This is a genomic window from Streptomyces sp. NBC_01460 (assembly GCF_036227405.1).
GTDB lineage: Bacteria > Actinomycetota > Actinomycetes > Streptomycetales > Streptomycetaceae > Streptomyces.
The window spans coordinates 4,742,393-4,768,944 of record NZ_CP109473.1; the positions used below are offsets into that span (position 1 = coordinate 4,742,393).

Here is a 26,552-nt window from a genome sequence, read left to right on the forward strand (position 1 = left end):
GGGCAGGGCGGGTGGAGGGAGAACCAGCGCGTGGGGATCGAGAGCGACCAGCTTGTCTACGACTACCTCAGCCGGGTCGGTGACCTGGCACAGCGGCAACAGCTGTCCTCGGGCGCCCGGATGAGACTCGTCGCGACCCTACGGGGCGAGATCGACCGGCAGCGCGGCACGGACGGATCCGACTCCCCGGCGGTGGTCCGGCGCATCATCGGCCGTCTCGGGGCGCCGGGTGAACTCGTCGCCGCGGCGGCCGAGTCGGGTGACGGGGAGGTGCTGCCGGCCCCGCCCCGGGCGGAAGCGGCCGAGGGCGCGGACGTCTCGCCCGGGATCCCCCGGGCCCGGCGGGGCCTGCTCAGGAAAGACGTGTCGCGCAAGGGCGCGTCGCCGGAGGCCGCGACGGCCGGGCACGCGGATCCGGGCGCCGGGGGGCCGGCTCCCGGGGGGCCTGCCCCGGACTGGCCGGCGGCGTCCGCGCCGCACATGACCGGGCTGGGCCAGGCGCCGCCCGGGGGTGAGCCGGAGTGGTGGCGGATCGAGCCCGGGCCGTTCGGCGAGACCGCGCAGAGCGGCCCCGGGGCGTTGGGTCCGGGCACGGCCGTGCCCGGGTTCGTGGGCGGGCTGGAGAGTCCGGAGCTGTTCGGCATGCCGGGCGCGCCGAGGACCCCGGCCCCGCGCGCGCCCTCGGGGACGGACGAGGCCGCACCGAAGACGGACGACGAGGAGGCCCCGGCCCCGGCCCCGCCGTCGGTGCCGGGGCCCCGGATGAGGCTGCGGCTGCGACGGCCCAGGAAGGCCGCCGAAGTGGACGCCGGAGCCGCCGCGCGGCCCCGCCTCTCCAACCCTCTGCTGCTGCTGGCCGCCGCGCTGCTGGTGGCCGGCGCCGTCCTCGGGTCGTGGCTGGCCCTCGCGGGTGGGTGGCTGCTGGCGTACAGCTCGCGCAAGTTCTCGCGGGCGGAGGCGAAGTGGGTCGCGCTGGGCCTGCCGGGCGTGGTCGTCGCCGGAGCCTTCGTCTGGCTGTGGGGCCGCATGGAGGGCCGCTGGGGTGAGCCGCTCGCCGAGGGGGCGATGGGTGACGCGATGACGGACGTCTGGCCGGTGGTGGTGCGCGTCGCGGCGGTGGCGTCGGCGCTCTATCTGGTGTGGCGCGCCCGCAGACTGACGGGCTGACAGGAGCCGAGGACCGAGAGGCCGGCCGGGGCGGGCGCGGCGGCCGACGGGAGTGCCCGTCGGTGGGGCGACGCCCCGGAGTGTACGACCGTACGCCTCAAGGTGTACGGTCGTACGCATGCCGATGCCGATGGACTACTTCGCCGACGATCCGCGCACCAACCTGGAGCGCATGCTCGCGGGTGACCTCTACATCGCCGACGATCCGGAGATCGCCCGGCGGCAGCAGCGGGCGATGCACCTGGCGGCCCGCTTCCAGGCCGCCTACACCGAGGACGCCGACGAGGCCAGGACGGTCCTCGCCGAGCTGCTGGAGTCCGTGGGCGAGGGTGTCGACCTGCGCCCGCCGCTCTACGTCGACTACGGCAGCAACATCTCCATCGGCGCCCGCACCTTCGTCAACTACCACCTCACCGCGCTGGACGTCGCACGCATCACCATCGGTGAGGACTGCCAGATCGGCCCCAACGTCCAGCTCCTCACCCCCACCCACCCCGTCGAGCCCGGGCCCCGCCGGGACAAGCTGGAAGCCGCGCTCCCCATCACCATCGGCGACAACGTCTGGCTCGGCGGCGGGGTCATCGTGTGCCCCGGGGTGACCATCGGCGACAACTCCGTGATCGGCGCCGGTGCCGTGGTCACGAAGGACATCCCCGCCGACGTCGTCGCCGTGGGCAACCCCGCCCGCGTCGTCCGCGGCGTCTGACCCGCCCGCCCCATGGCCACCGGACGTACGGACCCCCAGCGGCGCGAGCGGATCCTCGCCGCCACGCTCGACCACATCGCCGACGAGGGCGTCGCCGGCGTCTCGCACCGCAAGATCGCCGCGCGCGCCGATGTGCCGCTGGGCTCGATGACGTACCACTTCAGCGGCATCGACGAACTGCTGCGCGAGGCCTTCACCCGCTTCGCCGACCAGATCGTGGCGGTGTTCGAGCTGCACCTGGGCCGGGCCGGCACGCCGGAGGAGGCCCGTGAGGCGGTCACCGACCTCATCCACCTGCTCTCCGAGGGGCCGCGCCGCGAGCTCGTCCTCACCCAGGAGCTCTACACCCTGGCCGCCCGGCGCGACGAGTACCGCGAGCTCACCCACGCGTGGATGAACCGCAGCCGCCGGCTGCTGGAGCAGCACTTCGACCCGGACACCGCCCGTCAGCTCGACGCGCTGATCGAGGGGCTCGCCCTGCACCGGGCGCTCGACACCGAGCCGCAGGAGCGCGAGCTGACGCGGCTGGCGGTGCTGCGGATGACTTCCGCGGGCTGAGGCGGATGCCGCCACGCGGACGTCCCTGAACCACCTGTGGGGTGCGGACCTGACCCCGCACCCCACAGGTTTCTCCCTGGTCCCTCTGGTGGGAACCGGCGAGACGCCCGGCAAAGGCGACAGAAGATGTCCGGTTTCCAGGCAACCATGGTGTCCCCGCCGCCCGCACGGACAGCGGCGCGTCCCGGCGCGCGGATCGATCCAGGAGGACACACATGGCAGGCGCACTGGACGGAAAGGTCGCCCTCGTCGCGGGGGCGACGCGAGGAGCCGGCCGGGGGATCGCCGTCGAGCTCGGCGCCGCCGGGGCCACCGTCTACGTCACCGGACGCAGCACCCGGACCCAGCGGTCGGAGTACGACCGCCCCGAGACCATCGAGGACACGGCCGACCTGGTGACCGGGGCGGGCGGCCACGGCATCGCCGCCCCCACCGACCACCTGGTCCCCTCGCAGGTCCGCGCCCTGGTGGACCGCGTCGCGGCCGAACAGGGCCGGCTGGACGTGCTGGTCAACGACATCTGGGGCGGTGAGCACCTCTTCGCGTGGGACACCCCCGTGTGGGAACACGACCTGGAGAAGGGGCTGCGACTTCTGCGGCTGGCCGTGGAGACGCACGCGATCACCAGCCACCACGCGCTCCCCCTCCTGCTGCGTGGCACGGGCGGGCTGGTCGTCGAGATGACCGACGGGACCGCCGCGTACAACCGGGACACCTACCGGAACTCCTTCTTCTACGACCTCGCCAAGACGGCCGTGCTCCGCATGGGCTTCTCCCTGGGCCACGAACTGGGCCCGCGCGGCGCGACGGCGGTGGCGCTGACCCCGGGATGGATGCGCTCGGAGATCATGCTCGACGCCTTCGAGGTGACCGAGGAGACCTGGCATGACGCCCTCGACCGGGTGCCGCACTTCTGCATCTCCGAGACGCCGTCCTACACGGGGCGGGCCGTCGTCGCGCTGGCCACCGATCCCGGGGTGAGCCGGTGGAACGGGCAGTCGCTGTCCAGCGGCGGGCTGGCGCGGGAGTACGGGTTCACCGACCTCGACGGCAGCCGGCCGGACGCCTGGCGCTACCTCACCGAGGTCCAGGACGTCGGCGGCCCCGCCGACGCGACCGGCTACCGCTGAGCGGTCCGGTCCGGGGACATCGCGCCCGGCGAGCGCACCGGACGCTTCCGGACCGGGGGTGACCAGCACGTCCTGGATGCCGACGGACGCAGTCGCATTTCCGCCGAGGACGCCGCCGTCGCCCTGATCGACGAGGTCGAGCTGCCGCGTTTCGTCCAGCGCCGATTCACGATCGGCTATTGAGGGCCGCGGCCGACGCTCCCCCCAGGGAGTGCCGGACCGTCCAGCACTCCCCGGCCCTGACCTACGTCGCGTGGAAGATGGCATCCGCGTCCGCCTGGTCGGTCTTCTCGGGGCTGACGTCGAACGAGAAGCCGCCTGGCCAGGTCCGTGCGCGGGCTGTGAGGACGGGCAGAGAGCCTACGGCCTCCGTTCCCGGGCGAGGGCCCCGCGCATCTCCACCTCGGCGGCGGTCACCGGCGCCTGGATCCTGTACACGTCACCGACGGGCGGGTCTCCCGGGGTGCCGCCGGCGCCCCGGACGGCGACGAAGGAGACGGCCGTCCGCGAGCCGGGCTGCCAGAACGTGCGGTAGGAGGGCCCGTTGGCCGGACTCTCCGGGATCTCCACCAGGGGGACGCCGCGCCGGTCCAGGAGGCGCTGGAGCTTCTCGAACCGCAGCCGGGGTGCGAAGCGCCCGTAGCGGGCACGGAGCACCTCGCCCGGAAGTGCGCGGTCGCGGCGGGCGAGCCGGTGCACCTGGAGGCTGAAGTGGTGCCCCGACCAGGGGGCGCCGCCGCGGTCGCGGTGGAAGTGGAACTCGGCCAGGCCGTAGTCGCGCACCAGGGTCCGCCTGCCGAAGGCGTTCTCGGCGAAGTCCGTCCCCATGACGGCGGCGACCCGGTCGGGGGAGTCGGCCGGCCGGAGGCCCAGGACGGTGCCGGTGGTGACGGTGTGGACGTAGAAGGCCAGGGAGTACGGAGTCACTTCTCATTCCTCGGCAGGGGAGGGGCTGCTGCGGCGAGTCTGCCCGCCGGGCGGCGGCCCGGCCCCCGGGGGCGGCCGCGGCGCATCCGCCCGCCGGGACACTCGGCACAATGGACCCCATGCCCTCACCCACCCTGACGGTCGGATTCGACCTCGACATGACCCTCATCGACTCCCGGCCCGGTATCAAGGCCGTCTACGAGGCGCTGGCAGCCGAGACGGGTGTGTACATAGACACCGACCTGGTCGTCAGCCGGCTCGGCCCGCCGCTCGCGGAGGAGATGTCCCACTGGTTCCCCGCCGACGCGATCGCGGCGGCCGCCGACCGGTTCCGCGCGATCTACCCGGACCGGGCGATCGTGCCGACGACGGCGATGCCCGGCGCCCGGGAGGCCGTCGAGGCCGTCCAGGCGCTCGGCGGGCAGGCGATGGTCGTCACCGCCAAGTACGAGCCGAACGCCAAGCTGCACCTCACCCATCTCGGCATCCCCGCGGACACGGTGATCGGCGGACTCTGGGCCGAGGGCAAGGCGGAGGCGCTCCTGGAGCACGGGGCGCGGATCTACGTCGGCGACCACACCGGCGACGTACGGGGGGCGCGCGCGGCGGGTGCCCTGTCGGTCGGTGTCACGACCGGCCCGTGCGACGAGGAGGAGCTGCGGGCGGCGGGCGCCGACGTGATCCTGCCGGACCTCACCGCCTTCCCCGCCTGGCTGCGGAGCTTCACGGCGGTGTGACCCGCCGGACGGCACCCCCGGCGCCCGACCCCCGGCGCCCGACACCCGGCGCCCGACACCCGGCGCCCGACGCCCGGCACCCGGCGCCGTCGCGGGTGCCGTCCTTCAGCACTGCTGTTAATTTCACCCCTATGTCTCTTTACTGTCGTTATTGCCCGATCGGCGGGTGAGGCAGGGTGGGTGTTCTCCGCGACAATCCCGCCCTCTCGCTCTTCCTCTGCCTGGCCGCCGGTTACCTCGTCGGCAAACTCCGGGTGGGGCCCATCACGCTCGGCGGCATCTGCGGGACGCTGATCGTCTCGCTGCTCCTGGGCACCCAGCACATCAGCGTCGACGACGACGTCAAGACCGTCTTCTTCGCCCTGTTCATCTTCTCGCTGGGCTACATGGCCGGCCCCCAGTTCTTCGCCAACCTCAACCGCAGCAGTCTGCGCTTCTTCGCGCTCTGCCTGATCGAGCTGGTCTGCGTCCTCGGCATCGCCTACGGACTGGCCGAGGCCTTCGACCTGGACGTGGGGACCGCCGCCGGGATCCTGGCGGGGGCGGCCACCGAGTCCGCCGTCGTGGGCACGGCCACGGAGGCCATCGGCAAGCTCAGCGACCTGACGTCCGACCAGATCACCCAGTACCAGGGGCACGTGGCCACCGCGTACACGGTCTGCTACCTGTTCGGCCTGATCACCATCGTGCTCTACACCAGCCAGATCATGCCGATGCTGCTCCGCATCGACCTCGCGACCGCCTCGCGGCAGCTGTGGGAGAAGATGCGCGGCGGCGGGGGCGGCCTGGAGTCCGACGAGCGCGAGGCACTGCCCGGCATGGTCGGCCGCACCTACCTGGTGACCCTGGCCGACGGCCGGACCGTCGGTGATCTCGAGCGTGCGTTCGGCGGCCGGATCACGGTCGAGGGGGTCAAGCGCGGCAGCAGGCTGCTCTCCCCGGACGCGGGTCTGGAGCTGACGCTCAGCGACCTGGTCCAGGTCGTCGGCATCCGGTCGGCGATCATCGAGGCGGGCCGGGAGATCGGCCCCGAGACGCCCGCCGTACCGGGCCTCGACACCCCGCTGGCCACCAGTCAGGTCGCCGTCACCGACAAGGAGACGGTCGGCGCGAGCATCGAACGGCTGGAGAAGCGCCACCCGGAGTTCCGCAAGGACGGCGTCTACATCACCGACGTCCTGCGCAACGACCAGCACCTGCCCGCGAGCGCGGAGACGACGCTGGCCCGGGGCGACGTGCTCACCCTGGTCGGGGCCCGGGGCGGGCTGAACCGGCTGGTGGCGAAGCTCGGCGCGGTGGTGAAGAACGACTCCACCGACTTCATCTACCTGGGGTTCGGCATCGTCGCTGGCTCCCTGCTCGGCCAGATCGTGGTCAAGGCCGGGGACGTCCCGCTGTCGCTCGGCACCGGTGGCGGCTGTCTGATCTCCGGACTGGTCTTCGGCTGGTTCCGCTCCCGCAGCCAGACCTTCGGCGCGTTCCCGCCGCAGGCCGCGAGCACCTTGAAGGACATGGGCCTGGCCGTCTTCATCGCCTGCACCGGGCTGGCCGCCGGGCCCCAGGCCTGGCCGCTGCTCAAGGAGTACGGGGCGCTGCTGCCGGTCGCCGGCATCGCCATGGTCCTGATCCCGGCGACGATCTCACTGATCGTCGGGCGCAAGCTGCTGAAGATCGAGAAGCCGCTCCTGATCGGTGCCATCGCCGGGCAGCAGTGCTCCACCCCGGCGATCACCTCCATCACCCAGGTGGCCCAGAGCTCCGTACCGCTCCTCGGCTACACGATCACCTACACGCTCTCCAACTTCCTGCTGCCGCTGACCGGACCCATCCTCGTCGGAGTGCTGGGGGCCTGACACCACGGCGGCGAGCGGAGCCGGCCACGGGACCCCGGACGGTGCGGGGCGCCGTGACCGTCCTCCTCGACCACTGACCTGACACGACCTGCACGGGAGCGGACACCACCATGCCGAAGACGAGACTCAGCCGGGAAGAGATCCGGTCCTTCGCCCAGCTCTCCCCCTTCGAGCTGAAGGACAAGTTCATCCAGATCGCGACGGAGGCGCAGAGCGACAAGGCCGGTCAGAAGGGCATGGCCGCCCAGGCGATGCTCAACGCGGGCCGGGGCAATCCGAACTGGGTGGCCACCGGACCCCGTGAGGCGTACCACGCGCTCGGCTACTTCGCGATCAGCGAGTCCAGGCGGGTGTGGACGGCCGACAACCTGGGCGGCATGCCCGAGGAGTCGGGCTGCGCCGCGCGCTTCGAGCGCTTCGTCCGCGCGAACCCCGGTCTGCCCGGCATCGAGCTGCTCAAGGCGTGCGTCGACCTCGCGGTGAAGCGTTTCGGCTTCGTGCCCGACGCCTTCGTGCACGAGCTGGCCGACTCCTCCATCGGGGACAACTACCCGGTGCCGGACCGCATCCTGCGCCACACCGAGCAGATCGTGCGCGGTTATCTGGCGGACGAGATGTGCGACCACCGGCCGCCCGAGGGGCAGACGATGAGCCTGTTCGCCACCGAGGGCGGCACGGCGGCCATGTGCTACATCTTCGACTCCCTGATGAAGAACGGGATCCTGGAGAAGGGCGACCGGATCGCCCTGATGGTCCCGGTGTTCACCCCGTACCTGGAGATCCCGGAGCTGGACACCTACGGCTTCGACGTGGTGCTGGTGGAGGCCAGCCTCTTCACCGAGACCGGGGTGCGCCAGTGGCGCTACCCGCCGGAGGAGATCGAGAAGCTCGCCGACCCGTCGGTGAGGATGGTCTGCTGCGTCAACCCGAGCAACCCGCCCTCACTGGCCCTCTCCACCCGGGTCTCCGAGCAGATCGTCTCCCTGGTGGCCGAACGCAACCCGAATCTGATCATCGTCACCGACGACGTGTACGGGACCTTCGTGGAGGGGTTCCGCTCGCTCGCCGCCGACCTGCCGCGCAACACGCTGCTCGTCTACTCGTACTCCAAGCACTACGGCGCGACCGGCTGGCGGCTCGGGGTGATCGGGCTGCACGACGACAACGTGATCGACGGGATGCTGGCCGCGCAGTCCCCGGAGCAGAAGGCGCGGCTGGAGAAGCGGTACGGGACGCTGTCGCTGGAGCCGGGGAGGATCCGCTTCATCGACCGGCTCGTCGCGGACTCCCGGCAGGTGGCGCTGAACCACACCGCCGGGCTCTCGCTCCCGCAGCAGGTGATGATGGCGCTGTTCTCCCTCTTCGACATGCTGGACGAGGGCCAGGAGTACAAGCACCGGATTCGCGCCATTGTCCGGCAGCGGCTCGACCTCCTCCTGGAGGGCGTCCACATGAAGATCTCGGAGGACCCGAAGCGGGCCGCGTACTACATCGAGCTGGATCTGCTGGCGGAGGCCGAACGCGTCCACGGCAAGGAGTTCGCCGACTTCCTGGAGCAGAACTACGAGCCCGTCGACCCGCTCTTCCGGCTCGCCGAGCAGACCTCCGTGGTGCTGCTCAACGGCGGAGGCTTCGACGGCCCCGAGTGGTCGGTCCGGGTCTCGCTCGCCAATCTGGACGACCTCGACTACCTGAAGATCGGCCACCACCTGCGCGTCATCTTCGACGACTACGCGCAGGAGTGGCGTTCCGCGTAGCGGGCGGGGCGGGCCGCTACCTCGTCGCGGCCCGCTTCGGGGAGTTCTTCCACACGGACCGCACCACCCCGGCGGCCGCGATCAGGAAGCCCAGACCCATCAGCATGCACACCGCGTACGCGACGGACGGGAACGGGTCGGTGCCCAGGAACAGGGGGGCCACGGTGACCAGGGTGGCCAGCGCGCCGATGAAGAAGACGATCGCGCCGACCTGTACGAGCCGGTCGCCTGCGCCTGAAGGAGTAGTACTCACCCGGCCAGGGTAGTTCCCCGCTCGGCGGAACCGGTCGGTGACGTCTTGTGTCCGGCCCCTGGGCCATTAGCCTGGGACACGGCGGGTCACGGACCCGCTGTACTGCTATCCGGAGCCGTTTCGCGGCTCTTCCGCACACCGACGAGTACGAGGACGAGGACAGACGTGCCCACGGGTAAGGTCAAATGGTTCAATTCGGAAAAGGGCTTCGGCTTTCTTTCGCGCGACGACGGCGCCGACGTCTTCGTCCACTCCTCCGTACTCCCGGCCGGCGTCGAGGCCCTCAAGCCCGGTCAGCGCGTCGAATTCGGTGTGGTCGCGGGCCAGCGCGGTGACCAGGCCCTCTCCGTCGTGATCCTCGACCCCACCCCGTCGGTCGCCGCCGCCCAGCGGCGCAGCCCGGACGAGCTGGCCTCGATCGTGCAGGACCTGACGACGGTCCTGGAGAACATCACGCCGATGCTGGAGCGGGGCCGCTACCCCGACAAGGCAGCCGGTGCGAAGATCGCCGGTCTGCTGAGGGCGGTCGCGGACCAGCTCGACGTCTGACGGACGGCCGGGCCCGAGCGGCCCGGCCCTCCGCTGTCAGCGCGCGGTGACGGACAGGGCGTCGGGGGCCAGCGCCGGTACGAGGCCCTCGGCCGCGGCCCGGGTCAGCAGGCCGCGGATCGCCGCGTAGCCGCTCTCGCCGAGGTCGGCGGTGAACTCGTTCACGTAGAGACCGATGTGCTGGTCGGCCACGGCCGGGTCCATCTCCTGGGCGTGCTCCAGGACGTACGGACGCGACTGCTCCGGGTCGTCCCAGGCCATCCGCACCGAGGTGCGGACCGATGCCGCGAGCCGCTCCAGCGTCTCCTGGCCCAGCGAGCGCTTGGCGATGATCGCGCCGAGCGGGATAGGCAGACCGGTGGTCGACTCCCAGTGCTGCCCCATGTCGGCGAGGCTGTGCAGCCCGTAGTTCTGATAGGTGAAGCGGGCCTCGTGGATCACGAGCCCGGCGTCGACCCGGCCGTCGCGCACCGCGGGCATGATCTCGTCGAACGGCATGACGACGATCTCGCCCACGCCGCCCGGTACGACCTCGGCCGCCCACAGCCGGAACAGCAGATAGGCCGTGGAGCGCTCGCTCGGCACGGCGACGGTCTTCCCCGTCAGGTCCGTGCCCGGCTCCTTCGTGAGGACGAGCGGCCCGCAGCCACGCCCCAGGGCGCCCCCGCACGGCAGCAGGGCGTACTCGTCGAGCACCCATGGCAGGACGGCGTAGGACACCTTCAGGACGTCGAACTCGCCGCGCTCGGCCATGCCGTTGGTGAGGTCGATGTCGGCGAACGTGACATCGAGGGCGGGCGCGCCGGGGACACGGCCGTGGGCCCAGGCGTCGAAGACGAAGGTGTCGTTCGGGCACGGCGAGAAGGCGATCCGCAGCGCGGGGAGCGGTGCGCCGGCGGAATCGGTCGCGGTGTCAGTCACGGTGTCGGTCGAGTCGGTCATGCGGGGTCCAACTTTCCACTACGGGTGCGGTCTTCCCGAACGCCTCGGTGAGCGCCGCCAGGGCGTCGCCGATGCGCCAGGCCTCGCGGTCGCGCGGCCCCACGGCGTTCGAGACGGCCCGGAGCTCCAGGGCCGGCACGCCGAACCGGTCGGCGGCCTCGGCGACGCCGAAGCCCTCCATGGCCTCGGCGACGGCTCCGGGGTGCGCGGCCAGCAGTGCGGCGGTGCGGGCCGCGCTGCCGGTCACGGTGGAGACGGTGAGGACGGGGCCCGGCACCGCGCCGGTGGCCCCGGCCACGTCCCGCACGAGGGGGGCGGGCGGCTGGAAGGAGTCCCTGCCGAAGCCGAGACCGGTGACGGGCACGAAGCCGTCCGGGGTCTCGGCGCCCAGGTCCGCCGCGACGATGCCGGTGGCCACCACGAGGGAGCCGACGGGGGCGGCGGGCGCGAAGCCGCCGCCGATGCCCGCCGAGACCACGAGCGTGTACGGCTCGCCGGCGGGCGCGGCGGCGAGGGCGAAGGCGGTGGCGGCCGCCGCGGCGGCCGGACCCACGCCGCCCGCGAGGACGTCGAACGGGCCCGCCCGGTGCAGCTCGGCGCCCGGCACCCGGCGCACCGGCGGCTCACCCCCGAACGCGCGGGTGACCGCGTCCCTCTCGGCAGGGACGGCGGTCACGACAAGCACCCGCACGGCGGTGGTCCTCGGAGTCGGAGAGGTCAGGAGGTCTTCTTGAGCTGGAAGTGCCAGACGCCCGTGAGCTTCTGACCCTTGGTCTCGACGATGCTGACCTGCGTCTTGGAGGCCGTGGTCTCGCCGGTCTGGCTGGCGAAGAAGGCGCTGCCCGGGATGGTCCGGTAGGTCTTCTTGTACGGCTCCTGCTCGGCCTGCTGGCCGTTGATGAAGAGTGTCCAGCCGTGGTCCGCGACCTCGGGGTCGACCCCGAAGTGGACCTTGTCGTCCATCGCGACCCCGACGGACTTCTCCGCCTTCTTGTTGAGGCAGCCCTGGATCTCGGACTCCTTGAGGGCCTTGCCGTCGTTGTAGCAGGCGGCCTCGGTGCTCAACGAGTTGTCGCCGACCGTCACGGTGGCGAGCGGCGTCGGCTTGTCGCAGGCGGACAGGACAAGGAGTCCCGCGGACACGGCACCAAGAGCGACGCCGATTCGACGGCCCTTACCGGAGAAGAACGCAACGGTCATGCGCCGAAGGTTATCGGTCGGTGCCGCTCACGCCACGCGGGGGTGCGGTGAGCCGCGCCGTGCGGCCCCCAGGAGGCCCCGTACGGAGGCGGCCGCGCCGAGGGCGAGGAGCCCGGCGGCGACGGACATGCCGAGTACTCCGTTGAGGGGGAGCGCGATGCCGATCGCCCCGCCGACGACCCAGGACATCTGGAGCAGCGTCTCCGACCGGGCGAAGGCCGAGGTGCGCACCTCCTCCGGCACGTCGCGCTGGATCATCGCGTCCAGCGACAGTTTCGACAGGGCCTGGGTGAAACCGGCGACCGCGGCGAGGGCGGCCACCATCACCGTGCTGAAGAACACCGCCGCGAGGACGGCGACGCCCAGGGCGAGCCCCAGCACCGTCGCCACGATCACCTCGGGGCCGCGTGCCCTGAGCCAGGAGCCCACCGCCGTGCCGCAGGCGTTCCCCGCACCGGCCGCGACGCCGACGATGCCGAGGGAGACGGCGGCGCTCTGCCCGGCCAGGGGGTGCTCACGCAGCAGGAACGCCAGGAAGAAGATGAGGAAGCCGGAGAGCGCGCGGTGCGCGGCGTTCGCCTGGAGGCCGTGCAGGACGGACGGTCCGACGGACCGCAGCCCCGGCGGCTTCTCCCGTCCGTTCCTCCTGCCGGCTTTCGTGCTGCCGCTCCTGCCGCCCTTGGTGGTGCGGGGAGGGGGAGCCGGGGCCGCCTCCTCGTGGGGGAGGACGAGGCGGGCCTTGCGCTCACCCTTCGCGGAGTCGACCTTGTGCGGCAGCGTGAAGGCGAGGACGGTGCCGCCGAGGAAGATCACGCAGGCGCCGTAGAGGGGCCAGGGGGATCCGATGCTCTGCAGCCCCGCCCCGATCGGCGCCGCCACGCCCGTCGCCAGCAGACCGGCCAGGGTGACCCGCGAATTGGCCTTCACCAGGGAGAAGCGGGGCGGCAGGAGGCGGGGGACGACGGCGCTGCGCACCACGCCGTACGCCTTGGAGCAGACCAGGACGCCGAGGGCCGCCGGATAGAGCTCCAGGCCGCCCGTGGCCACCGCGCCCGACATGGTGATCGCGAGCACCGCCCGGGCGAACATCGCGCCGGCCATCGCGGCGCGGCGGCCGTGCGGCAGCCGGTCCAGGAGGGGGCCGATCACCGGGGCGAGCAGGGTGAAGGGGGCCATGGTGACCGCGAGGTAGAGGGCGACGCGTCCGCGTGCCTCGTCCGTCGGCACGGAGAAGAACACCGTGGAGGCGAGCGCCACGGTGATCATCACGTCACCCGCGCCGTTGACCGCGTGCAGTTCGATCAGCTTGCCGAGGCCGGACTCGCCCGCCCCGTGGGCGTGCGTCGCCCTGCGGATCCCCCGCGCGGTGCCCGTGAACGGGGCGCGCAGGGCACGGCCCATCGCCCGGACCGCCCTGCGGAGCGGACCGGATCCGTCGGACGACCTGGCGGCGGTCACGGAGTCATAGTGCCCCACCCCCCGCTGTCACGAACCGATGAGCGGACCGGGGCGTGGCGCCGGACGCTCTGTCGGGTGAGTCGTCCCCGACCGGGAAACGGCCGGGAAATGGCCGGGACGCACCGCCGGCCACCCGCCCGTCCCGGGCGGATCCGCCCCCGCCCGGCGGCGGATCCGAAAGCTTTCCGGAAGGGTTCCGGTCCTGTTTGGGACGGGCAGGTGGGCGCGGGGCGGCGGAGAGGGTAGCGTGCACTCACGCGCCACCGGCGGTTGTTCTTGGCCGCGCGCCTCTCCGCGATCCCGCAGAATGGGTGGCAGAAGGCGCGCCCGAGGCAGGCACAACGGGTGTGGACGTCGACGCGGCCCCCAGGTCCGCTCCGCTCACAACTGTCATGGCCGAAATCGGACATCGATGGAGCTGCTGGCGCGCTCGTGAGACGGCGTATGGAGAGAAGCGAGACCTGTGAGTGCTGCGACGACGCGAAGCCGTACGGCCCGTACCCCCGCCCCTGACCGTCTGTGCGCCGAGGCGGTAGACCTCGCACGCGCGGCCGCGGAAGAGGCTGCCGCGCCAGGAGTGGTGGGTGAGCACGTGGCCCTGGTCTCCGAGGGGGACCGGGTCGTCACGCACTACTTCGAGGCCAAGGAACCCGGCTACCGGGGCTGGCGCTGGGCGGTGACGGTCGCCAGGGCCTCCCGCGCCAAGAACGTCACCCTTGACGAAACGGTGCTGCTGCCCGGCTCCGACGCGCTCCTCGCCCCCGAGTGGGTCCCCTGGAGCGAACGGCTGCGCCCCGGCGACATGGGCCCCGGCGACCTCCTGCCCACCGAGGCGGAGGACCCGCGTCTGGAGCCCGGCTGGACGGGCGAGGACGAGCCCCTGCCGAACTCCGCGGTCTCCGAGGTGTCGCAGGAGCTGGCCGCCCTCGCCGACGTCGAGGACGCGGAGCTCACCACGCTCCCCACGACGAGCCGCGGCTCGATCGCCGCCGTCGCGGAGGAGCTCGGCACACGGCGGGCGCGGGTGCTGTCCCGGTACGGCCTGGGGCTGGCGGCGGACCGGTGGGACGAGGAGTTCGGCGCGAAGACCCCCATGGCGCAGGCGGCGCCCGCCTCCTGCGTCACGTGCGCCTTCCTGGTGCCGATGGCGGGCTCCCTGAAGCAGGCCTTCGGGGTCTGCGCGAACGAGTTCGCCCCGGCGGACGGCCGCGTGGTCTCGCTCTCCTACGGCTGCGGCGGCCACTCCGAGGCGGCGGTCATGCCGAAGCCCCCGAAGCCCACGCCGCACGCGCTGGACACGATGCGGGTGGACGACTACTCGCTGCGCCCCGCGGACGACTCCGGCTCGGTCCCCTCCCAGCCGGACGGTTCGACGGAGGACCTGGGCCACTCCTGACACCCCCGCCCGCCCGGAGCGCGGCCGTGCCCCGGTGCCGGGGCACGGGCGGCGTTCCCGCTCGCGGTACCTTCGGGCGCACACTGGGCGTCACGGGTCACCGGAAGAGCGGAGTACGAGCGTGGGCATGAATGCGACCGAGGGGGCCGATCCGTTCGGGACGGCGCGACTGCGGCGCGGCGTGCTCGACGCCTGGGGCGCGGGCCCCGCCCGCTTCCGGGAGGACGCCAACGCCGAGGAGGACCTCGCCCTCGGCGGCTACCGTGACCGCCTGGTCGTCGAGCTGGCCCAGAACGCCGCCGACGCCGCCGCCCGCGCCGGAGTCCCCGGCCGGCTCCGCCTCACCCTGCACGACGGGCCGGAGGGCACCGCCGTCCTGGCCGCCGCCAACACCGGCGCCCCCCTGGACGCGACCGGCGTCGAGTCGCTGAGCACCCTGCGGGCCTCCGCCAAGCGTGAGGGCCACGAGTCGTCCGTCGGCCGCTTCGGCGTCGGCTTCGCCGCGGTGCTGGCCGTCAGCGACGAGCCCGCCGTGATCGGGCGCCACGGCGGCGTCCGCTGGTCCCTCGCGGAGGCCCGCGACCTCGCGCGGCAGGCGTCCGTCGGCAGCCCCGGCCTCGGCGACGAGCTGCGCCGCCGCGACGGACACGTACCGCTGCTCCGGCTCCCGCTGCCCGCCGAGGGGACCGCGCCCGACGGCTACGACACCGTCGTCGTCCTGCCGCTGCGCGACGGAGTGGCCGAGGACCTCGTGGGCCGGCTGCTCGACGGTGTCGACGACGCCCTGCTCCTCACCCTGCCCGGCCTCGACGAGCTCGTGATCGAAACCCCCGGCGGCGTACGGACGTTGCGCCGCTCGCAGGACGGCCCGTACACGCACGTCGACGACTCCGCGCGCGGCCTCCACCGCTGGCGCACCGTCGCGGACCACGGCCCCCTGGAGCCCGCGCTGCTGGCCGACCGGCCCGTCGAGGAGCGGCTCCGGCCGCACTGGTCCGTGACGTGGGCCGTGCCGGTGGACGAGGACGGGGCGCCCCAGCACCCCCGTACGGCACCCGTCGTGCACGCCCCGACCCCCACCGACGAGCCCCTCGGCGTCCCCGCGCTGCTGATCGCCTCGCTGCCGCTGGACACCGCCCGCAGGCACCCCGCGCCGGGCCCGCTGACCGACTTCCTGGTGGAGCGCGCGGCGGACGCCTACGCGGAGCTGCTCGCCGGGTGGGAGCCCGTGTCCGTCGCGACGATCGCGCTGGTGCCGGGCCCGCTCGGCAAGGGGCAGCTCGACGGCGCCCTGCGGGCCGCGATCCTCCAGCGGCTGCCCCGGGTCGCCTTCCTGGAGCCCGCCGCGCCCCGGGACCCGGCGGAGGCGGCCGGCCAGTGGGACGACTGGGACGGTACCGGGGCCCCGCGCCGGGACACGACCGCGCTGCGGCCGGTCGAGGCCGAGGTGGTCGAGGGCGTGGGCGCGGAGACCGTACGGGTCCTCGCCGAGGTCCTGCCCTGCCTGCTGCCCGCCGGTCTGGAGCGCCGCGCCGAGCTGCGTACGCTCGGTGTCGCCCGGGTCCCGCTGACCGAGGCCGTCGACCGGCTGGCCGGTCTGGAACGTGACCCGGAGTGGTGGCGGCGGCTGTACGACAGCCTGGCCGGTGTCGACCCCGACCGGCTCTCCGGCCTCCCCGTGCCCCTCGCGGGCCCCGCGGACGTGCCCCGCACGACCATCGGTCCCCGCCAGGTCCTCCTGCCGCTGCCGGACGGGCTGACCTCGCCCGTCCTCGACAAGCTGGCCCGCCTCGGGCTGAAGGTGGCCCATCCGGACGCCGCCCATCCGCTGCTGGAGAAACTGGGCGCCCTGCCCGCCACCCCCCGGGCCGTCCTGACGACCCCGCAGGTCCGGGCCGCCGTCGCCGGTTCGCTGGACGCGGGTGAGATCTGGGACGAGGACGCCCTGGACGCGGACGAGCTCGCCGACACCGTCCTCACCCTCGTGCGCGACGCGGACCTCGCGCCGGGCGACGAGCCCTGGCTCGGCGCGCTCGCCCTGCCCGACGAGGACGGCGAGCCCGCTCCCGCCGGTGAACTCGTGCTGCCGGACAGCCCGTTCGCCCAGGTGATGCGCGAGGGCGAACTCGCCCTGTGCGACGCGGAACTGGCCGACCGCTGGGGCGAACAGCCTCTGACCGCCTGCGGGGTGCTGGCCACCTTCGCCCTCGTACGGGCCACCGACGTCGTCCTCGATCCGGACGAACTGGAGCCCCGCGACAGCGACTTCGCCGAACCCGACGACGCCGGGCTCCTCGACGCCGTCGACGTCTGGTGCGAGGACGTCCTGGACCAGCTCCCGGACACCCCCGTCCCGCCGGTCGCCACCGAGCTCGTCGCCGTACGCGACCTGGACCTCGTCGACGACGACGCCTGGCCGCAGGCCCTCGCGATGCTGGCCCGGCCGCCGCTGCGCGACGCGCTGACCCAGCCGGTCCGGGTGCTGCTCCCGGACGGCACGACGCAGTCGGTGCGCCCCTACACCGCGTGGTGGCTGCGCGACCACCCCGTGCTCGACGGCCGCCGCCCGGCCGGCCTGCGTGCGGCGGGCGGCGACCCGCGCCTGGAGGGCCTGTACGACTCCGCCGACGCGACGGGCTTCGACGACGCGCAGGTGCTGCGCGCCCTCGGTGTGCGGACCTCGGTGGCCGCGCTCCTGGACGAGCCGGGCGGGGCGGCCGAGCTGCTGGGCCGGCTCGCGGACGAGGAGCGTCCCGTCGGCCCCGTGCAGCTGCACTCGCTGTACACGGCGCTCGCCGAGCTCGACCCCGAACAGGTCACGCTGCCCGACGAGCTCCGGGCCGTGGTGGACGACGAGGTGCGGGTCGCCGACGCGGCCGACGTGGTGATCGCGGACGCCCCGGACCTGCTGCCGCTGACCGGCGGGCTCGCGCTGCTGCCGGTGGCCCCGGCGCGAGCGGCCGAGCTGGCGGACCTGCTCCAGGTGCGACGGCTCGGCGAGAGCGTCGAGGCCGTCGTCACGACGGAGGGCGAGGAGCACCGGGTGCCGGATTCCGTACGGATCCTGCTCGGCGCCGGGACCCCCGACACCTACGTCGAGCACGGCGAACTGCGCGCGGGCGGCGTCGAGCTGGACTGGCGCCGCACGCCGGACGGTGTGGTCCACGCGTCCACGGTCGAGGGCGTGGCCGCGGGTCTCGCCTGGGCGGCCGGCCAGTGGCCGCGCCGCTTCGAGGTGGCCGCGCTGCTGGAGGACCCGTCGCGTACGGAGGAGCTGGCGCGGGACCGCTGGTTCGACTGACCGGTCCGGCCCCGGCGAGGACGGCCGGCCCGAGCCCGTCCGGCCTCACCGGGGACGGGGTCGAACGGATATGCAGATCTTCACAAGAAATCCACCTCTTCGGCACAACCATTCACGCGGGTGGCCTGTCTGATCCTTCGAGTCATCAGACTCGTCGATCACACGGGCCCGCAGACCGTTCCACCGTCGCGGGTCCCATCTCCATCAGGGGACCACATGCGTATTCGTGCCACCGTTGCCGCTGTTTCCGGCGCCCTGGCTCTGTCCGCTCTCGCCGTTCCGGCCGCGCAGGCGGGTGACCAGGACGTTCCGAGCCTGGACAAGCCCTCCGCGGCCGAGGTGTTCGGCACCGGGGCGAAGGCTCCTCGCGCCGCCGCGCGTGCCGCCGTCACGACCCCCGTCATCTCGAAGGTCGTCATCAACGGCGGCAAGGACGTCGTCGTCGGCACCACCGCCGCGAAGACGTTCACCGTCTCCGTCACCGCCTCGCACCCGTCCGGCATAGCCGACGGCTACATCGACCTGTGGCACGGGACGAACGTGGACGAGGGCCTCGACGGGGTGCTGCTCCCGAACGAGGACGCGGCGACCTGCAAGAACGCCAGCGCCACGACCGCCACCTGCTCCCTGACGATCACGGCGTACCCCGGCTACGACCTGTACAAGAACCTGCTGGCCGGCACGTGGAAGGTCACCGCGGGCGCGCTCGCCGGCGACCAGAGCGACTTCGCGTGGAACGACTACCAGGCCACGGCCCGCGTCCAGCGTCTCTCCAAGCTGACCGTCAACGCCGCCCCGGAGCCGGTCAGGAAGGGCGCGACCATCACGGCCACCGGCAAGCTGTCGCGTGCCAACTGGGAGAACGGCACCTACATGGGCTACACCGTGCAGCCCGTCAAGCTGCAGTTCCGCAAGAAGGCCAGCAGCACCTACACCACCGTCAAGACCATCAACACGAACAGCACCGGTGCGCTGAAGACCACGGTCAAGGCCGTGGAGGACGGCTACTGGCGCTACAGCTACGCCGGCACCTCGACCACCCCGGCCGTCACGACCGCGGGTGACTTCGTCGACGTGAAGTAGACAGCTAGGAACGGAAGCGGCGGCCGACCATTCGCCAGGCGAATTCCAGGACGGCCGCCGCGACCACCGCGATCGCCACCGCGGCCCACGGCATCGTCGTGCCCACCAGCTTCAGCGCGAAGAAGTCCTGGAGCCACGGCACGGCGAGCACGACGAGGAAACACAGGCCCATCGTGGCCACCAGGGCGATCCGCCACCAGGTGTAGGGGCGGGCGATGATCGCCAGGACCCACATGGAGACCAGGAACAGCGTGAGGGTCGCCGCGCTCGTCTCCGCGTCCAGCGCGCCCGTACCGGCGTAGTGGTGCCGGGCCAGCAGATACGTGGCGAAGGTGGCGGCCGCCGCGATGGTCCCGGACGGGATCGCGTACCGCATGACGCGGCGCACGAAGTGCGGCCTGGCCCGCTCCTTGTTGGGGGCGAGCGCCAGGAAGAACGCGGGGACGCCGATCGTCAGCGTGGAGAGCAGCGTCAGGTGGCGCGGCAGGAACGGGTACTCCACCTGGAAGCACACCACCAGGATCGCCAGCAGCACCGAGTAGACCGTCTTCGTCAGGAAGAGGGTCGCGACCCGGGTGATGTTGCCGATGACCCGGCGCCCCTCGGCCACGACCGACGGCAGCGTCGCGAAGCTGTTGTTCAGCAGCACGATCTGGGCCACCGCGCGGGTCGCCTCGGAGCCCGAGCCCATCGAGACGCCGATGTCGGCGTCCTTCAGGGCGAGCACGTCGTTGACGCCGTCGCCGGTCATCGCGACCGTGTGCCCGCGTGACTGGAGAGCCGCGACCATGTCCCGCTTCTGCTGCGGGGAGACCCGGCCGAAGACCGCGTTCCGCTCGATCTCCGACGCCATGTCGTCCCGGTCCTCGGGCAGCCGGCGGGCGTCCAGGGCGTGCTCGGCGCCCGGCATCCCCAGCTTCTGGGCCACCGCGCCCACCGAGACGGCGTTGTCGCCCGAGATGACCTTCGCGGCGACGTTCTGGTCGTCGAAGTAGGCCAGCGTCTCCCCGGCGTCGGGCCGCAGCCGCTGCTCCAGGACGACGAGGGCGGCGGGTTCGGCCCCGGAGGCCGCGTCGGGGGCGTCCAGCGCGCCCCTCGCGCGGGCGAGGAGCAGGACGCGCAGCCCCTGCTCGTTGAGGTGGCCGGTCTCGGCGAGGGCGGGGTCGTCGGAGGACAGCAGGACGTCGGGGGCGCCCAGCAGCCAGGCGGAGGGGGAGCCGTCGCCCTCGGAGAAGGCGGCGCCGCTGTACTTGCGGGCCGAGGAGAACGGCAGGGTCTGCGTGACGCCCCAGCCCTCACCGTCCGGGTAGGCGTCGATGATGGCCTGGAGACTGGCGTTCGGCCGTGGGTCGGAGGAGCCGAGGGCGCCCAGCACGCGGCGGACGTACTCCTCGTCGGAGCCGTTCAGCGGGCGGACCTCGGTGACGTCCATGCCGCCCTCGGTGAGGGTGCCGGTCTTGTCCAGGCAGACGACGTCGACCCGGGCCAGGCCCTCGATGGCGGGCAGCTCCTGCACGAGGCACTGCTGCCGGCCGAGCCGGATGACGCCGATCGCGAAGGCGACCGAGGTGAGCAGGACCAGGCCCTCGGGGATCATCGGGACGATGCCGCCGACCGTGCGGGCGACCGAGTCCTTGAAGTTGTTGTCCTTCACGACCAGCTGGCTGATGATCAGCCCGATCGCCGTCGGCACCATCATCCACGTCACGTACTTGAGGATCGTGCTGATGCCGCTCCGCAGCTCCGACTGGACGAGGGTGAAGCGGGACGCCTCCTCGGCGAGCTGCGCGGCGTAGGCCTCCCGGCCGACCTTGGTGGCGGTGAAGGCCCCGCCGCCGGCGACGACGAAACTGCCCGACATCACCGGGTCGCCGGGCCGCTTGACGACGGGGTCGGCCTCGCCGGTCAGGAGCGACTCGTCGATCTCCAGGCTGTCGGCCTCGACGACCGTGCCGTCGACGACGGCCTTGTCCCCGGGGCCCAGCTCGACGAGGTCGCCGAGCACGATCTCGGCGACGGAGACCTCGGCGGAGGTGCCGTCGCGCCGCACGGTGGGTTTCGCCTCGCCGATGACCGCGAGGCTGTCCAGGGTCTTCTTGGCGCGCCACTCCTGGACGATGCCGATGCCCGTGTTGGCGATGATCACGAAGCCGAAGAGGCTGTCCTGGATCGGCGCGACGCACAGCATGATCACCCAGAGCACGCCGATGATCAGGTTGAACCGGGTGAGGACGTTCGCGCGGACGATCTCGGTGACCGAGCGGGACGAGCGGACCGGTACGTCGTTGACCTCGCCCCGCGCGACCCGTTCGGCGACCTCGGCGGTGGAGAGCCCGCCCGGTGGCGTGGGGGCGGGAGGGGTCCGTACGGGGTCCGGCTGCTCACCGGAGGAGTCGAGTGCCCGCTGCGTCATGATTCCGACCGTACGGGCGGAGGAGGCGATTCACCCGCCGGGCGCCGGAAGGTCCGACCGGGGGAGGACCGGAATGGTCCCACGGTCGTACGCCGGCTCCTTCGGCGGAGAGGGCCGGGGCGTCAGTGGTGCGCGCCGCCGGGGGTGGGCTCCTCGGCGGCCTTCGCCGCCGCCCGCTTGAGCGCGGCGTCCCGTCCCCGGACGTACCAGATGCCGATCAGGCCCAGCCCGGCCCCGGCCAGGCAGACCCAGATCCACCAGGCGTGGCCGCGGTCGTCGAACCAGCCGTAGAAGGGGACCTGCACGAGGAAGAGGACGAACCAGAGGATCGTGCCGCCGGTGATGGTGGCGACGACGGGACCCTCCAGGGGCTCGGGTGCCTCGTGCTTGGGTGTCCACTTCTCCATGGCCTCAGCTTAGTGCCGCGTCGGCCGGACCGGCGCAGGCCAGTCGGCCCAAGGATCTACGCGCGGAGATAGCGATCTTCCCCTTATGTATTCATACTGAATCTGCTTATGGATGACTCGATTCATTCGTGTGAACATCCAAATCTGACTGGTTTCATCCCCTCGATGCACGACTGAAGGTCACACATGTCCTCCTCGGCCACCGCTCCGGTCGATCAGCCTCCGATGCCGCAGCAGCCGCACGGTGTCCTCGACCGTTACTTCAAGATCTCCCAGCGGGGGTCGACGGTCGCACGCGAGGTCCGTGGTGGTTTCGCCACCTTCTTCGCCATGGCGTACATCATCGTGCTCAACCCGATCATCCTGGGCAGCGCGAAGGACATGTACGGGCACCAGCTCGACGGTGGCCAGCTCGTCACCGCCACGGTGCTGACGGCCGCGTTCTCCACGCTCCTGATGGGCGTCATCGGCAACGTGCCGATCGCGCTCGCCGCCGGTCTGGGCGTGAACACCGTCGTCGCCCTCCAGCTCGCTCCCCGGATGAGCTGGCCCGACGCGATGGGCATGGTCGTCCTCGCGGGCATCGTCGTGATGCTCCTGGTCGCGACCGGGCTGCGCGAGCGTGTGATGCACGCCGTGCCGCGCTCGCTCCGCAAGGGCATCGCGATGGGCATCGGCCTCTTCGTGCTCCTGGTCGGCCTGGTCGACTCCGGCTTCGTCTCCCGCATCCCGGACGCCGCGCACACCACGGTCCCGCTGCAGCTCGGCAACGACGGCCACCTCAACGGCTGGCCGGTCCTGGTCTTCATCCTCGGCACGCTGCTGACCCTCGCGCTGATCGTCCGCAAGGTGCCGGGCGCGATCCTGCTCTCCATCGTCGTCATGACGGTCGTCGCGCTGGGCATCGACGCCATCGCCGACCTGCCGGCGGGCGCCTGGGGACTGACCGTCCCGGAGTGGCCCGGCAATCCGGTGGCGTCCCCGGACTTCGGGCTGATCGGCCAGGTCAGCCTGTTCGGAGGCTTCGGGAAGGTCGGTCTCCTGACCGGCATCCTCTTCGTCTTCACCGTGCTGCTGTCGTGCTTCTTCGACGCGATGGGCACCATCCTCGGTGTCGGCGACGAGGCGAAGCTGATGGACAAGGACGGCAACTTCCCGGGCATCAACAAGGTGCTCCTCGTCGACGGTGTCGCCGTCGCCGCGGGCGGCATCAGCTCCTCCTCGGCGTCGACCTGCTTCGTGGAGTCCACGGCCGGAGTCGGCGAGGGCGCCCGTACCGGGCTCGCGAGCGTGGTGAGCGGGCTGCTCTTCACGGTGGCGCTGTTCCTGACGCCGCTGGCGACGATGGTCCCCTCGCAGGCGGCGACCCCGGCGCTGATCGCCGTCGGGTTCCTGATCCTCGCGGGCAACGTGCGGGACGTGGACTGGAGCGACTACACGCTCGCCATCCCGGCCTTCATGGCCATGCTGATGATGCCGCTCACGTACTCGATCACCAACGGCATCGGCATCGGCTGCATCGCCTTCAGCGCGATGCGCCTGGCGGCCGGCCGCGGCCGTGAGGTCCCGGTGGCCATGTACGTGGTGTCGGCGGTCTTCGTCTTCTACTACGCGATGCCGGCGCTCGGCCTCACGTAGGCGCGTACGCGCACGCGTACGGAGCCTTCACCCCTGCGGGGCGGATCCCCGTCATGTGACCCGGTCGGCCGGGTCCGCGTGACGGGGATCCGCCCCGTAGAACTTTTCCGTCTCGTCGACGGACGCGTGGAAGCGCTCGTCGAAATCGTCGCGGACGAGCGTCCGGACCACGTAGTCCTGGACGGTCATGCCGCGTCTGGCGGCGTGCCGGCGGAGCCGCTCGAGCAGCTCACCGTCTATGCGCAGGCTGAGCACTGTCGATCCCATGCCAAGCAGGGTCGCGGCACACGGAGCTCTTTCGCGGCGCTTTCCGCCCCTTACTCACTCGTTCGGGTGATCAGTTTCTCGCGCGTGTACCACCAGTTGGTATTTAGCATGGCTAATGAGTTACGCTAAGGAACATGCCTGACCTGATCCACGACGGCGACAGTGCCGCCGCCGTGAGCTCCCTTCGCTCCGCCGTGATGCTGCTGGGCCGGCGCCTGAAGCACCAGCGCGTCGACGAGTCGCTGAGCCCCACCGAGATGTCGGTGCTCGGCACACTCGCCCGTTGCGGTTCCGCCACTCCCGGTGAGCTGGCCCGCAAGGAGCACGTGCAGCCGCCGTCGATGACCCGCATCGTCGCGCTGCTGGAAGCCAAGGGCCTGGTCAGACTGGAACCGCACCCCGATGACCGTCGGCAGAAGATGGTCAGCCGGACCGAGCAGGCGGAAGCCATGCTCGCCGAGTCCCGCTCCAAGCGGAACGCCTGGCTGGCCGGCCTTGCCGAAGGCCTGGACGAGGACGAGTGGGAGAAGCTGCGGGCCGCCGCGCCCGTGCTGGAGAAGCTCGCCCACCTGTGATCCCGGCGGGCGCACAGGGCCACGGCCCTGTCGGCGCCCGCAGTCACGTCCCCGTCAGTCCGTACGTCGTATACGCCCGAGGAGGCGAACTCTTTTGAGTACGGGATCCGGAGCAGACTCCGCCCCCGCACCGACTTCCACCCACGAGAGCAAGACCGGCGGGACCTTCTCGTCGCTGAAGATCCGCAACTACCGCCTGTTCGCCACGGGCGCCGTGATCTCCAACACCGGTACCTGGATGTCCCGCATCACGCAGGACTGGCTCGTCCTGAGCCTCACCGGGTCCGCCGCCGCCGTCGGTATCACCACGGCCCTCCAGTTCCTCCCGATGCTGCTCTTCGGGCTCTACGGCGGCGTCATCGCCGACCGGCTCCCGAAGCGCCGTCTGCTCCTCATCAGCCAGGCAGCGCTCGGCCTGTGCGGCATCGCACTCGCCGCCCTGACCCTCTCCGGCGTCGTCGAGGTCTGGCACGTCTACCTGATCGCCTTCCTGCTCGGCATGGTGACCGTCGTCGACAACCCGGCCAGGCAGTCGTTCGTCTCCGAGATGGTCGGCCCGGCGCAGCTGCGCAACGCGGTCAGCCTGAACTCGGCGAACTTCCAGTCCGCCCGGCTCATCGGCCCCGCCGTCGCGGGCGTCCTGATCACGACGGTCGGCAGCGGCTGGGCCTTCCTGCTCAACGGGCTGTCGTTCATCGCCCCGCTCGTCGGACTGCTCATGATGCGCACGAGCGAGCTCCACGCGTCCGTGACCGTGAAGCGCGCGAAGGGCCAGCTGCGCGAAGGACTGCGCTACGTGTCGGGCAGACCCGACCTGATCTGGCCGATCGTCCTGGTCGGCTTCGTCGGCACCTTCGGGTTCAACTTCCCGATCTGGCTGACCGCCTTCGCGGACGAGATCTTCCACGGCGGCGCCGGGATGTACTCGTTCTTCAACATCCTGATGGCGGCCGGCTCCCTCGCCGGAGCGCTGCTCGCCGCCCGCCGCCGCTCCTCGCGGCTCCGGATGCTCGTGGCCGCGGGCACCCTGTTCGGTGCCCTGGAGATCGCGGCGTCGCTGTCGCCGTCCGTCTGGTTCTTCTCGCTGCTGCTCGTCCCGATCGGCATGATCGGCCTGACGACCAACATCAGCGCCAACACGAGCGTCCAGATGGCCGCGGACCCGGAGATGCGCGGCCGGGTGATGAGCCTCTACATGATGGTCTTCGCCGGGGGCACGCCCGTGGGCGCCCCGATCGTCGGCTGGATCAGCGACGTCTACGGCGCCCGGACCGGCATGGCGGCCGGCGGGGCGATCTCGATGGTGGCCGCGCTCGGCGTCGGCTTCATGCTGACCCGCGTCGGCGGCCTGCGCCTCAAGGTCGACCTGCGCCCGGGCCGCCCGCACGTGCGGTTCGTCCCACGCGAACAGCTGGCGACGGCGGCCTGAGCCGTCCCGCGCATGCCGCCCTGCCCCTCCGGGGGAGGGCGGCATCGTCGTTCGGGGCGCGGGGGCCCGGCCCCCGGACACGCCGGGACGCTGGGACACTCGCCGCATGAGCAGCCAGAGACTCTTCGCCGCCGTCCTGCCCCCCGTCGCTGCCGCGGACGAGCTGGCCGGGGCCGTCGCGGCCCTGCACGGTCTGCCCGGCGCGGTGAACCTGCGCTGGACCGCCCGCGCGGGGTGGCACTACACGCTGGCCTTCCTCGGGAACGTCGACGAGGAGCTGCTGCCCGAGCTGTACACGAGGCTGGAGCGGGCCGCGCACCGGACGCAGCCCCTCCCGCTCCGGATCCACGGCGGCGGACGGTTCGACGGGCGGGCCCTGTGGGCGGGGGCGGCGGGGGACCTCGACATGCTGAGGCTGCTCGCGGAACGCACCCATGCCGCCGCGCGCAGGGCCGGGGTGGCGATGGAGGAGCACCGCCGCTACACCCCGCACCTCACCCTCGCCCGGAGCCGGGTCCCCACGGACCTGACCCCGTACACGGCGGCGCTGGAGGGCTTCGAGGGCATGGGCTGGGAGGCGGCTGAGCTCAGCCTCGTACGCAGCAACCTTCCGGTGGACGGGGTACCGGGGGAGCAGCCGCGGTACGAGGTGGTGCGGGCCTGGCCGCTGGGCCGGTGAGCCGGGCGGTTACGCTCGTCGGGTGGATCCCAAGACCAGAAACCGCATCATGGCGGCCGTGCTCGTGCTGATGTTCGTCGTCGTGGCGGCGGCCTCCGCCCTCGGAGGCTGAGCCCCGGGGCGGAAG

At 72.2% G+C, this 26,552-nt stretch carries 24 protein-coding genes and 1 pseudogene; 16 read left to right on the forward strand and 9 right to left on the reverse strand.

The genetic code is table 11. From position 1 onward, the window contains the following. Window positions 1–30 precede the first annotated feature (30 nt). The 5 genes and pseudogenes from OG488_RS21285 to OG488_RS21305 form a co-directional block, all read left to right on the forward strand. Window positions 31–1,167 carry a hypothetical protein gene (locus OG488_RS21285; protein ID WP_329231454.1) on the forward strand — a complete coding sequence of 379 codons (1,137 nt, stop codon included), beginning with the start codon at window positions 31–33 and terminating at the stop codon, window positions 1,165–1,167. 124 nt (window positions 1,168–1,291) lie between these two features. Then, window positions 1,292–1,873, forward strand: a complete 582-nt coding sequence (locus OG488_RS21290; RefSeq protein WP_329238889.1) for a sugar O-acetyltransferase — start codon at window positions 1,292–1,294, stop codon at window positions 1,871–1,873. Window positions 1,874–1,885: 12 nt separating this feature from the next. Next, a complete protein-coding gene (locus OG488_RS21295) occupies window positions 1,886–2,431 on the forward strand; it encodes a TetR/AcrR family transcriptional regulator (RefSeq protein WP_329231455.1) in 546 nt (181 codons plus the stop codon). Window positions 2,432–2,646: 215 nt separating this feature from the next. Then, complete coding sequence (locus tag OG488_RS21300) at window positions 2,647–3,561, forward strand: SDR family oxidoreductase (RefSeq protein ID WP_329231457.1); 915 nt, start codon at window positions 2,647–2,649, stop codon at window positions 3,559–3,561. Between the two features lie 15 nt (window positions 3,562–3,576). Further along, window positions 3,577–3,744: pseudogene (locus tag OG488_RS21305) on the forward strand (NAD(P)-dependent oxidoreductase); the annotation flags it as partial. Window positions 3,745–3,921: 177 nt separating this feature from the next. Here the strand turns inward: OG488_RS21305 and OG488_RS21310 are convergent. Beyond that, window positions 3,922–4,488: a hypothetical protein gene (locus tag OG488_RS21310; protein WP_329231459.1), complete on the reverse strand. Its 567-nt coding sequence runs from the start codon at window positions 4,486–4,488 to the stop codon at window positions 3,922–3,924. Window positions 4,489–4,598: 110 nt separating this feature from the next. Between OG488_RS21310 and OG488_RS21315 the strand changes: the two genes are divergently transcribed. The 3 genes from OG488_RS21315 (at window position 4,599) to OG488_RS21325 (ending at window position 8,835) form a co-directional block, all read left to right on the forward strand. Next, window positions 4,599–5,225, forward strand: coding sequence for an HAD family hydrolase (locus OG488_RS21315; RefSeq protein WP_406463821.1), 627 nt, complete (start codon window positions 4,599–4,601; stop codon window positions 5,223–5,225). A gap of 176 nt (window positions 5,226–5,401) precedes the next feature. Then, window positions 5,402–7,078, forward strand: coding sequence for an aspartate-alanine antiporter (aspT, locus tag OG488_RS21320; RefSeq protein WP_329231463.1), 1,677 nt, complete (start codon window positions 5,402–5,404; stop codon window positions 7,076–7,078). Between the two features lie 110 nt (window positions 7,079–7,188). Beyond that, the gene (locus tag OG488_RS21325) at window positions 7,189–8,835 is read left to right on the forward strand and encodes a bifunctional aspartate transaminase/aspartate 4-decarboxylase (RefSeq protein ID WP_329231464.1); all 1,647 of its coding nucleotides are present in this window, start codon (window positions 7,189–7,191) and stop codon (window positions 8,833–8,835) included. A 16-nt stretch (window positions 8,836–8,851) separates the two neighbouring features. Here the strand turns inward: OG488_RS21325 and OG488_RS21330 are convergent, their stop codons facing one another. Further along, entirely contained in the window at window positions 8,852–9,088 is a 237-nt protein-coding gene (locus OG488_RS21330) for a hypothetical protein (RefSeq protein ID WP_329231465.1), read from the reverse strand. Window positions 9,089–9,253: 165 nt separating this feature from the next. Here OG488_RS21330 and OG488_RS21335 point away from each other — a divergent pair, with 165 nt between their 5' ends. Then, the gene (locus OG488_RS21335) at window positions 9,254–9,637 is read left to right on the forward strand and encodes a cold-shock protein (protein WP_329231467.1); all 384 of its coding nucleotides are present in this window, start codon (window positions 9,254–9,256) and stop codon (window positions 9,635–9,637) included. Window positions 9,638–9,673: 36 nt separating this feature from the next. Here OG488_RS21335 and OG488_RS21340 read toward each other — a convergent pair whose 3' ends face one another. Genes OG488_RS21340 through OG488_RS21355 form a run of 4 tightly spaced genes read right to left on the reverse strand, consistent with a single transcriptional unit; the run spans window position 9,674 to window position 13,237 of the window. Continuing rightward, window positions 9,674–10,579, reverse strand: coding sequence for a 1,4-dihydroxy-6-naphthoate synthase (locus OG488_RS21340; protein WP_329231469.1), 906 nt, complete (start codon window positions 10,577–10,579; stop codon window positions 9,674–9,676). Next, on the reverse strand, window positions 10,551–11,270 hold the full coding sequence (locus tag OG488_RS21345; RefSeq protein ID WP_329231470.1) for a futalosine hydrolase: 720 nt from the start codon (window positions 11,268–11,270) through the stop codon (window positions 10,551–10,553). Before OG488_RS21345 ends, OG488_RS21340 begins: the two co-directional genes overlap by 29 nt. A 26-nt stretch (window positions 11,271–11,296) precedes the next feature. Continuing rightward, window positions 11,297–11,779, reverse strand: coding sequence for a DUF2771 domain-containing protein (locus tag OG488_RS21350; RefSeq protein ID WP_329231472.1), 483 nt, complete (start codon window positions 11,777–11,779; stop codon window positions 11,297–11,299). A gap of 27 nt (window positions 11,780–11,806) precedes the next feature. After that, on the reverse strand, window positions 11,807–13,237 hold the full coding sequence (locus OG488_RS21355; protein ID WP_329231474.1) for an MFS transporter: 1,431 nt from the start codon (window positions 13,235–13,237) through the stop codon (window positions 11,807–11,809). 463 nt (window positions 13,238–13,700) lie between these two features. On the opposite strand from OG488_RS21355, the gene OG488_RS21360 reads away from it, so the two are divergent. From OG488_RS21360 to OG488_RS21370, 3 genes are all read left to right on the forward strand, one after another. Beyond that, on the forward strand, window positions 13,701–14,633 hold the full coding sequence (locus tag OG488_RS21360) for a DUF3027 domain-containing protein (protein WP_329231476.1): 933 nt from the start codon (window positions 13,701–13,703) through the stop codon (window positions 14,631–14,633). Between the two features lie 127 nt (window positions 14,634–14,760). Then, window positions 14,761–17,934 (forward strand): sacsin N-terminal ATP-binding-like domain-containing protein, encoded by a 3,174-nt coding sequence (locus tag OG488_RS21365; RefSeq protein ID WP_329231478.1) that lies wholly within the window; start codon window positions 14,761–14,763, stop codon window positions 17,932–17,934. A gap of 216 nt (window positions 17,935–18,150) precedes the next feature. Further along, window positions 18,151–19,017, forward strand: coding sequence for a DUF5707 domain-containing protein (locus tag OG488_RS21370; RefSeq protein ID WP_329231480.1), 867 nt, complete (start codon window positions 18,151–18,153; stop codon window positions 19,015–19,017). 4 nt (window positions 19,018–19,021) lie between these two features. On the opposite strand, the gene OG488_RS21375 is transcribed toward OG488_RS21370, so the two are convergent. Together OG488_RS21375 and OG488_RS21380 are read right to left on the reverse strand one after the other, a co-directional pair. Next, on the reverse strand, window positions 19,022–21,430 hold the full coding sequence (locus OG488_RS21375) for an HAD-IC family P-type ATPase (protein WP_329231482.1): 2,409 nt from the start codon (window positions 21,428–21,430) through the stop codon (window positions 19,022–19,024). Between the two features lie 122 nt (window positions 21,431–21,552). Then, complete coding sequence (locus OG488_RS21380; protein ID WP_329231483.1) at window positions 21,553–21,837, reverse strand: DUF2530 domain-containing protein; 285 nt, start codon at window positions 21,835–21,837, stop codon at window positions 21,553–21,555. Window positions 21,838–22,023: 186 nt separating this feature from the next. Here OG488_RS21380 and OG488_RS21385 point away from each other — a divergent pair, with 186 nt between their 5' ends. After that, window positions 22,024–23,475 carry an NCS2 family permease gene (locus tag OG488_RS21385; RefSeq protein WP_329231485.1) on the forward strand — a complete coding sequence of 484 codons (1,452 nt, stop codon included), beginning with the start codon at window positions 22,024–22,026 and terminating at the stop codon, window positions 23,473–23,475. 51 nt (window positions 23,476–23,526) lie between these two features. Here OG488_RS21385 and OG488_RS21390 read toward each other — a convergent pair whose 3' ends face one another. Next, entirely contained in the window at window positions 23,527–23,742 is a 216-nt protein-coding gene (locus OG488_RS21390) for a hypothetical protein (RefSeq protein ID WP_329231487.1), read from the reverse strand. 134 nt (window positions 23,743–23,876) lie between these two features. On the opposite strand from OG488_RS21390, the gene OG488_RS21395 reads away from it, so the two are divergent. From OG488_RS21395 to thpR, 3 genes are all read left to right on the forward strand, one after another. Further along, window positions 23,877–24,317, forward strand: coding sequence for a MarR family winged helix-turn-helix transcriptional regulator (locus OG488_RS21395; RefSeq protein ID WP_329231488.1), 441 nt, complete (start codon window positions 23,877–23,879; stop codon window positions 24,315–24,317). 94 nt (window positions 24,318–24,411) lie between these two features. After that, a complete protein-coding gene (locus tag OG488_RS21400) occupies window positions 24,412–25,746 on the forward strand; it encodes an MFS transporter (RefSeq protein WP_329231490.1) in 1,335 nt (444 codons plus the stop codon). 106 nt (window positions 25,747–25,852) lie between these two features. Further along, entirely contained in the window at window positions 25,853–26,425 is a 573-nt protein-coding gene (gene thpR / locus OG488_RS21405; RefSeq protein ID WP_329231492.1) for an RNA 2',3'-cyclic phosphodiesterase, read from the forward strand. Window positions 26,426–26,552: the final 127 nt, after the last annotated feature.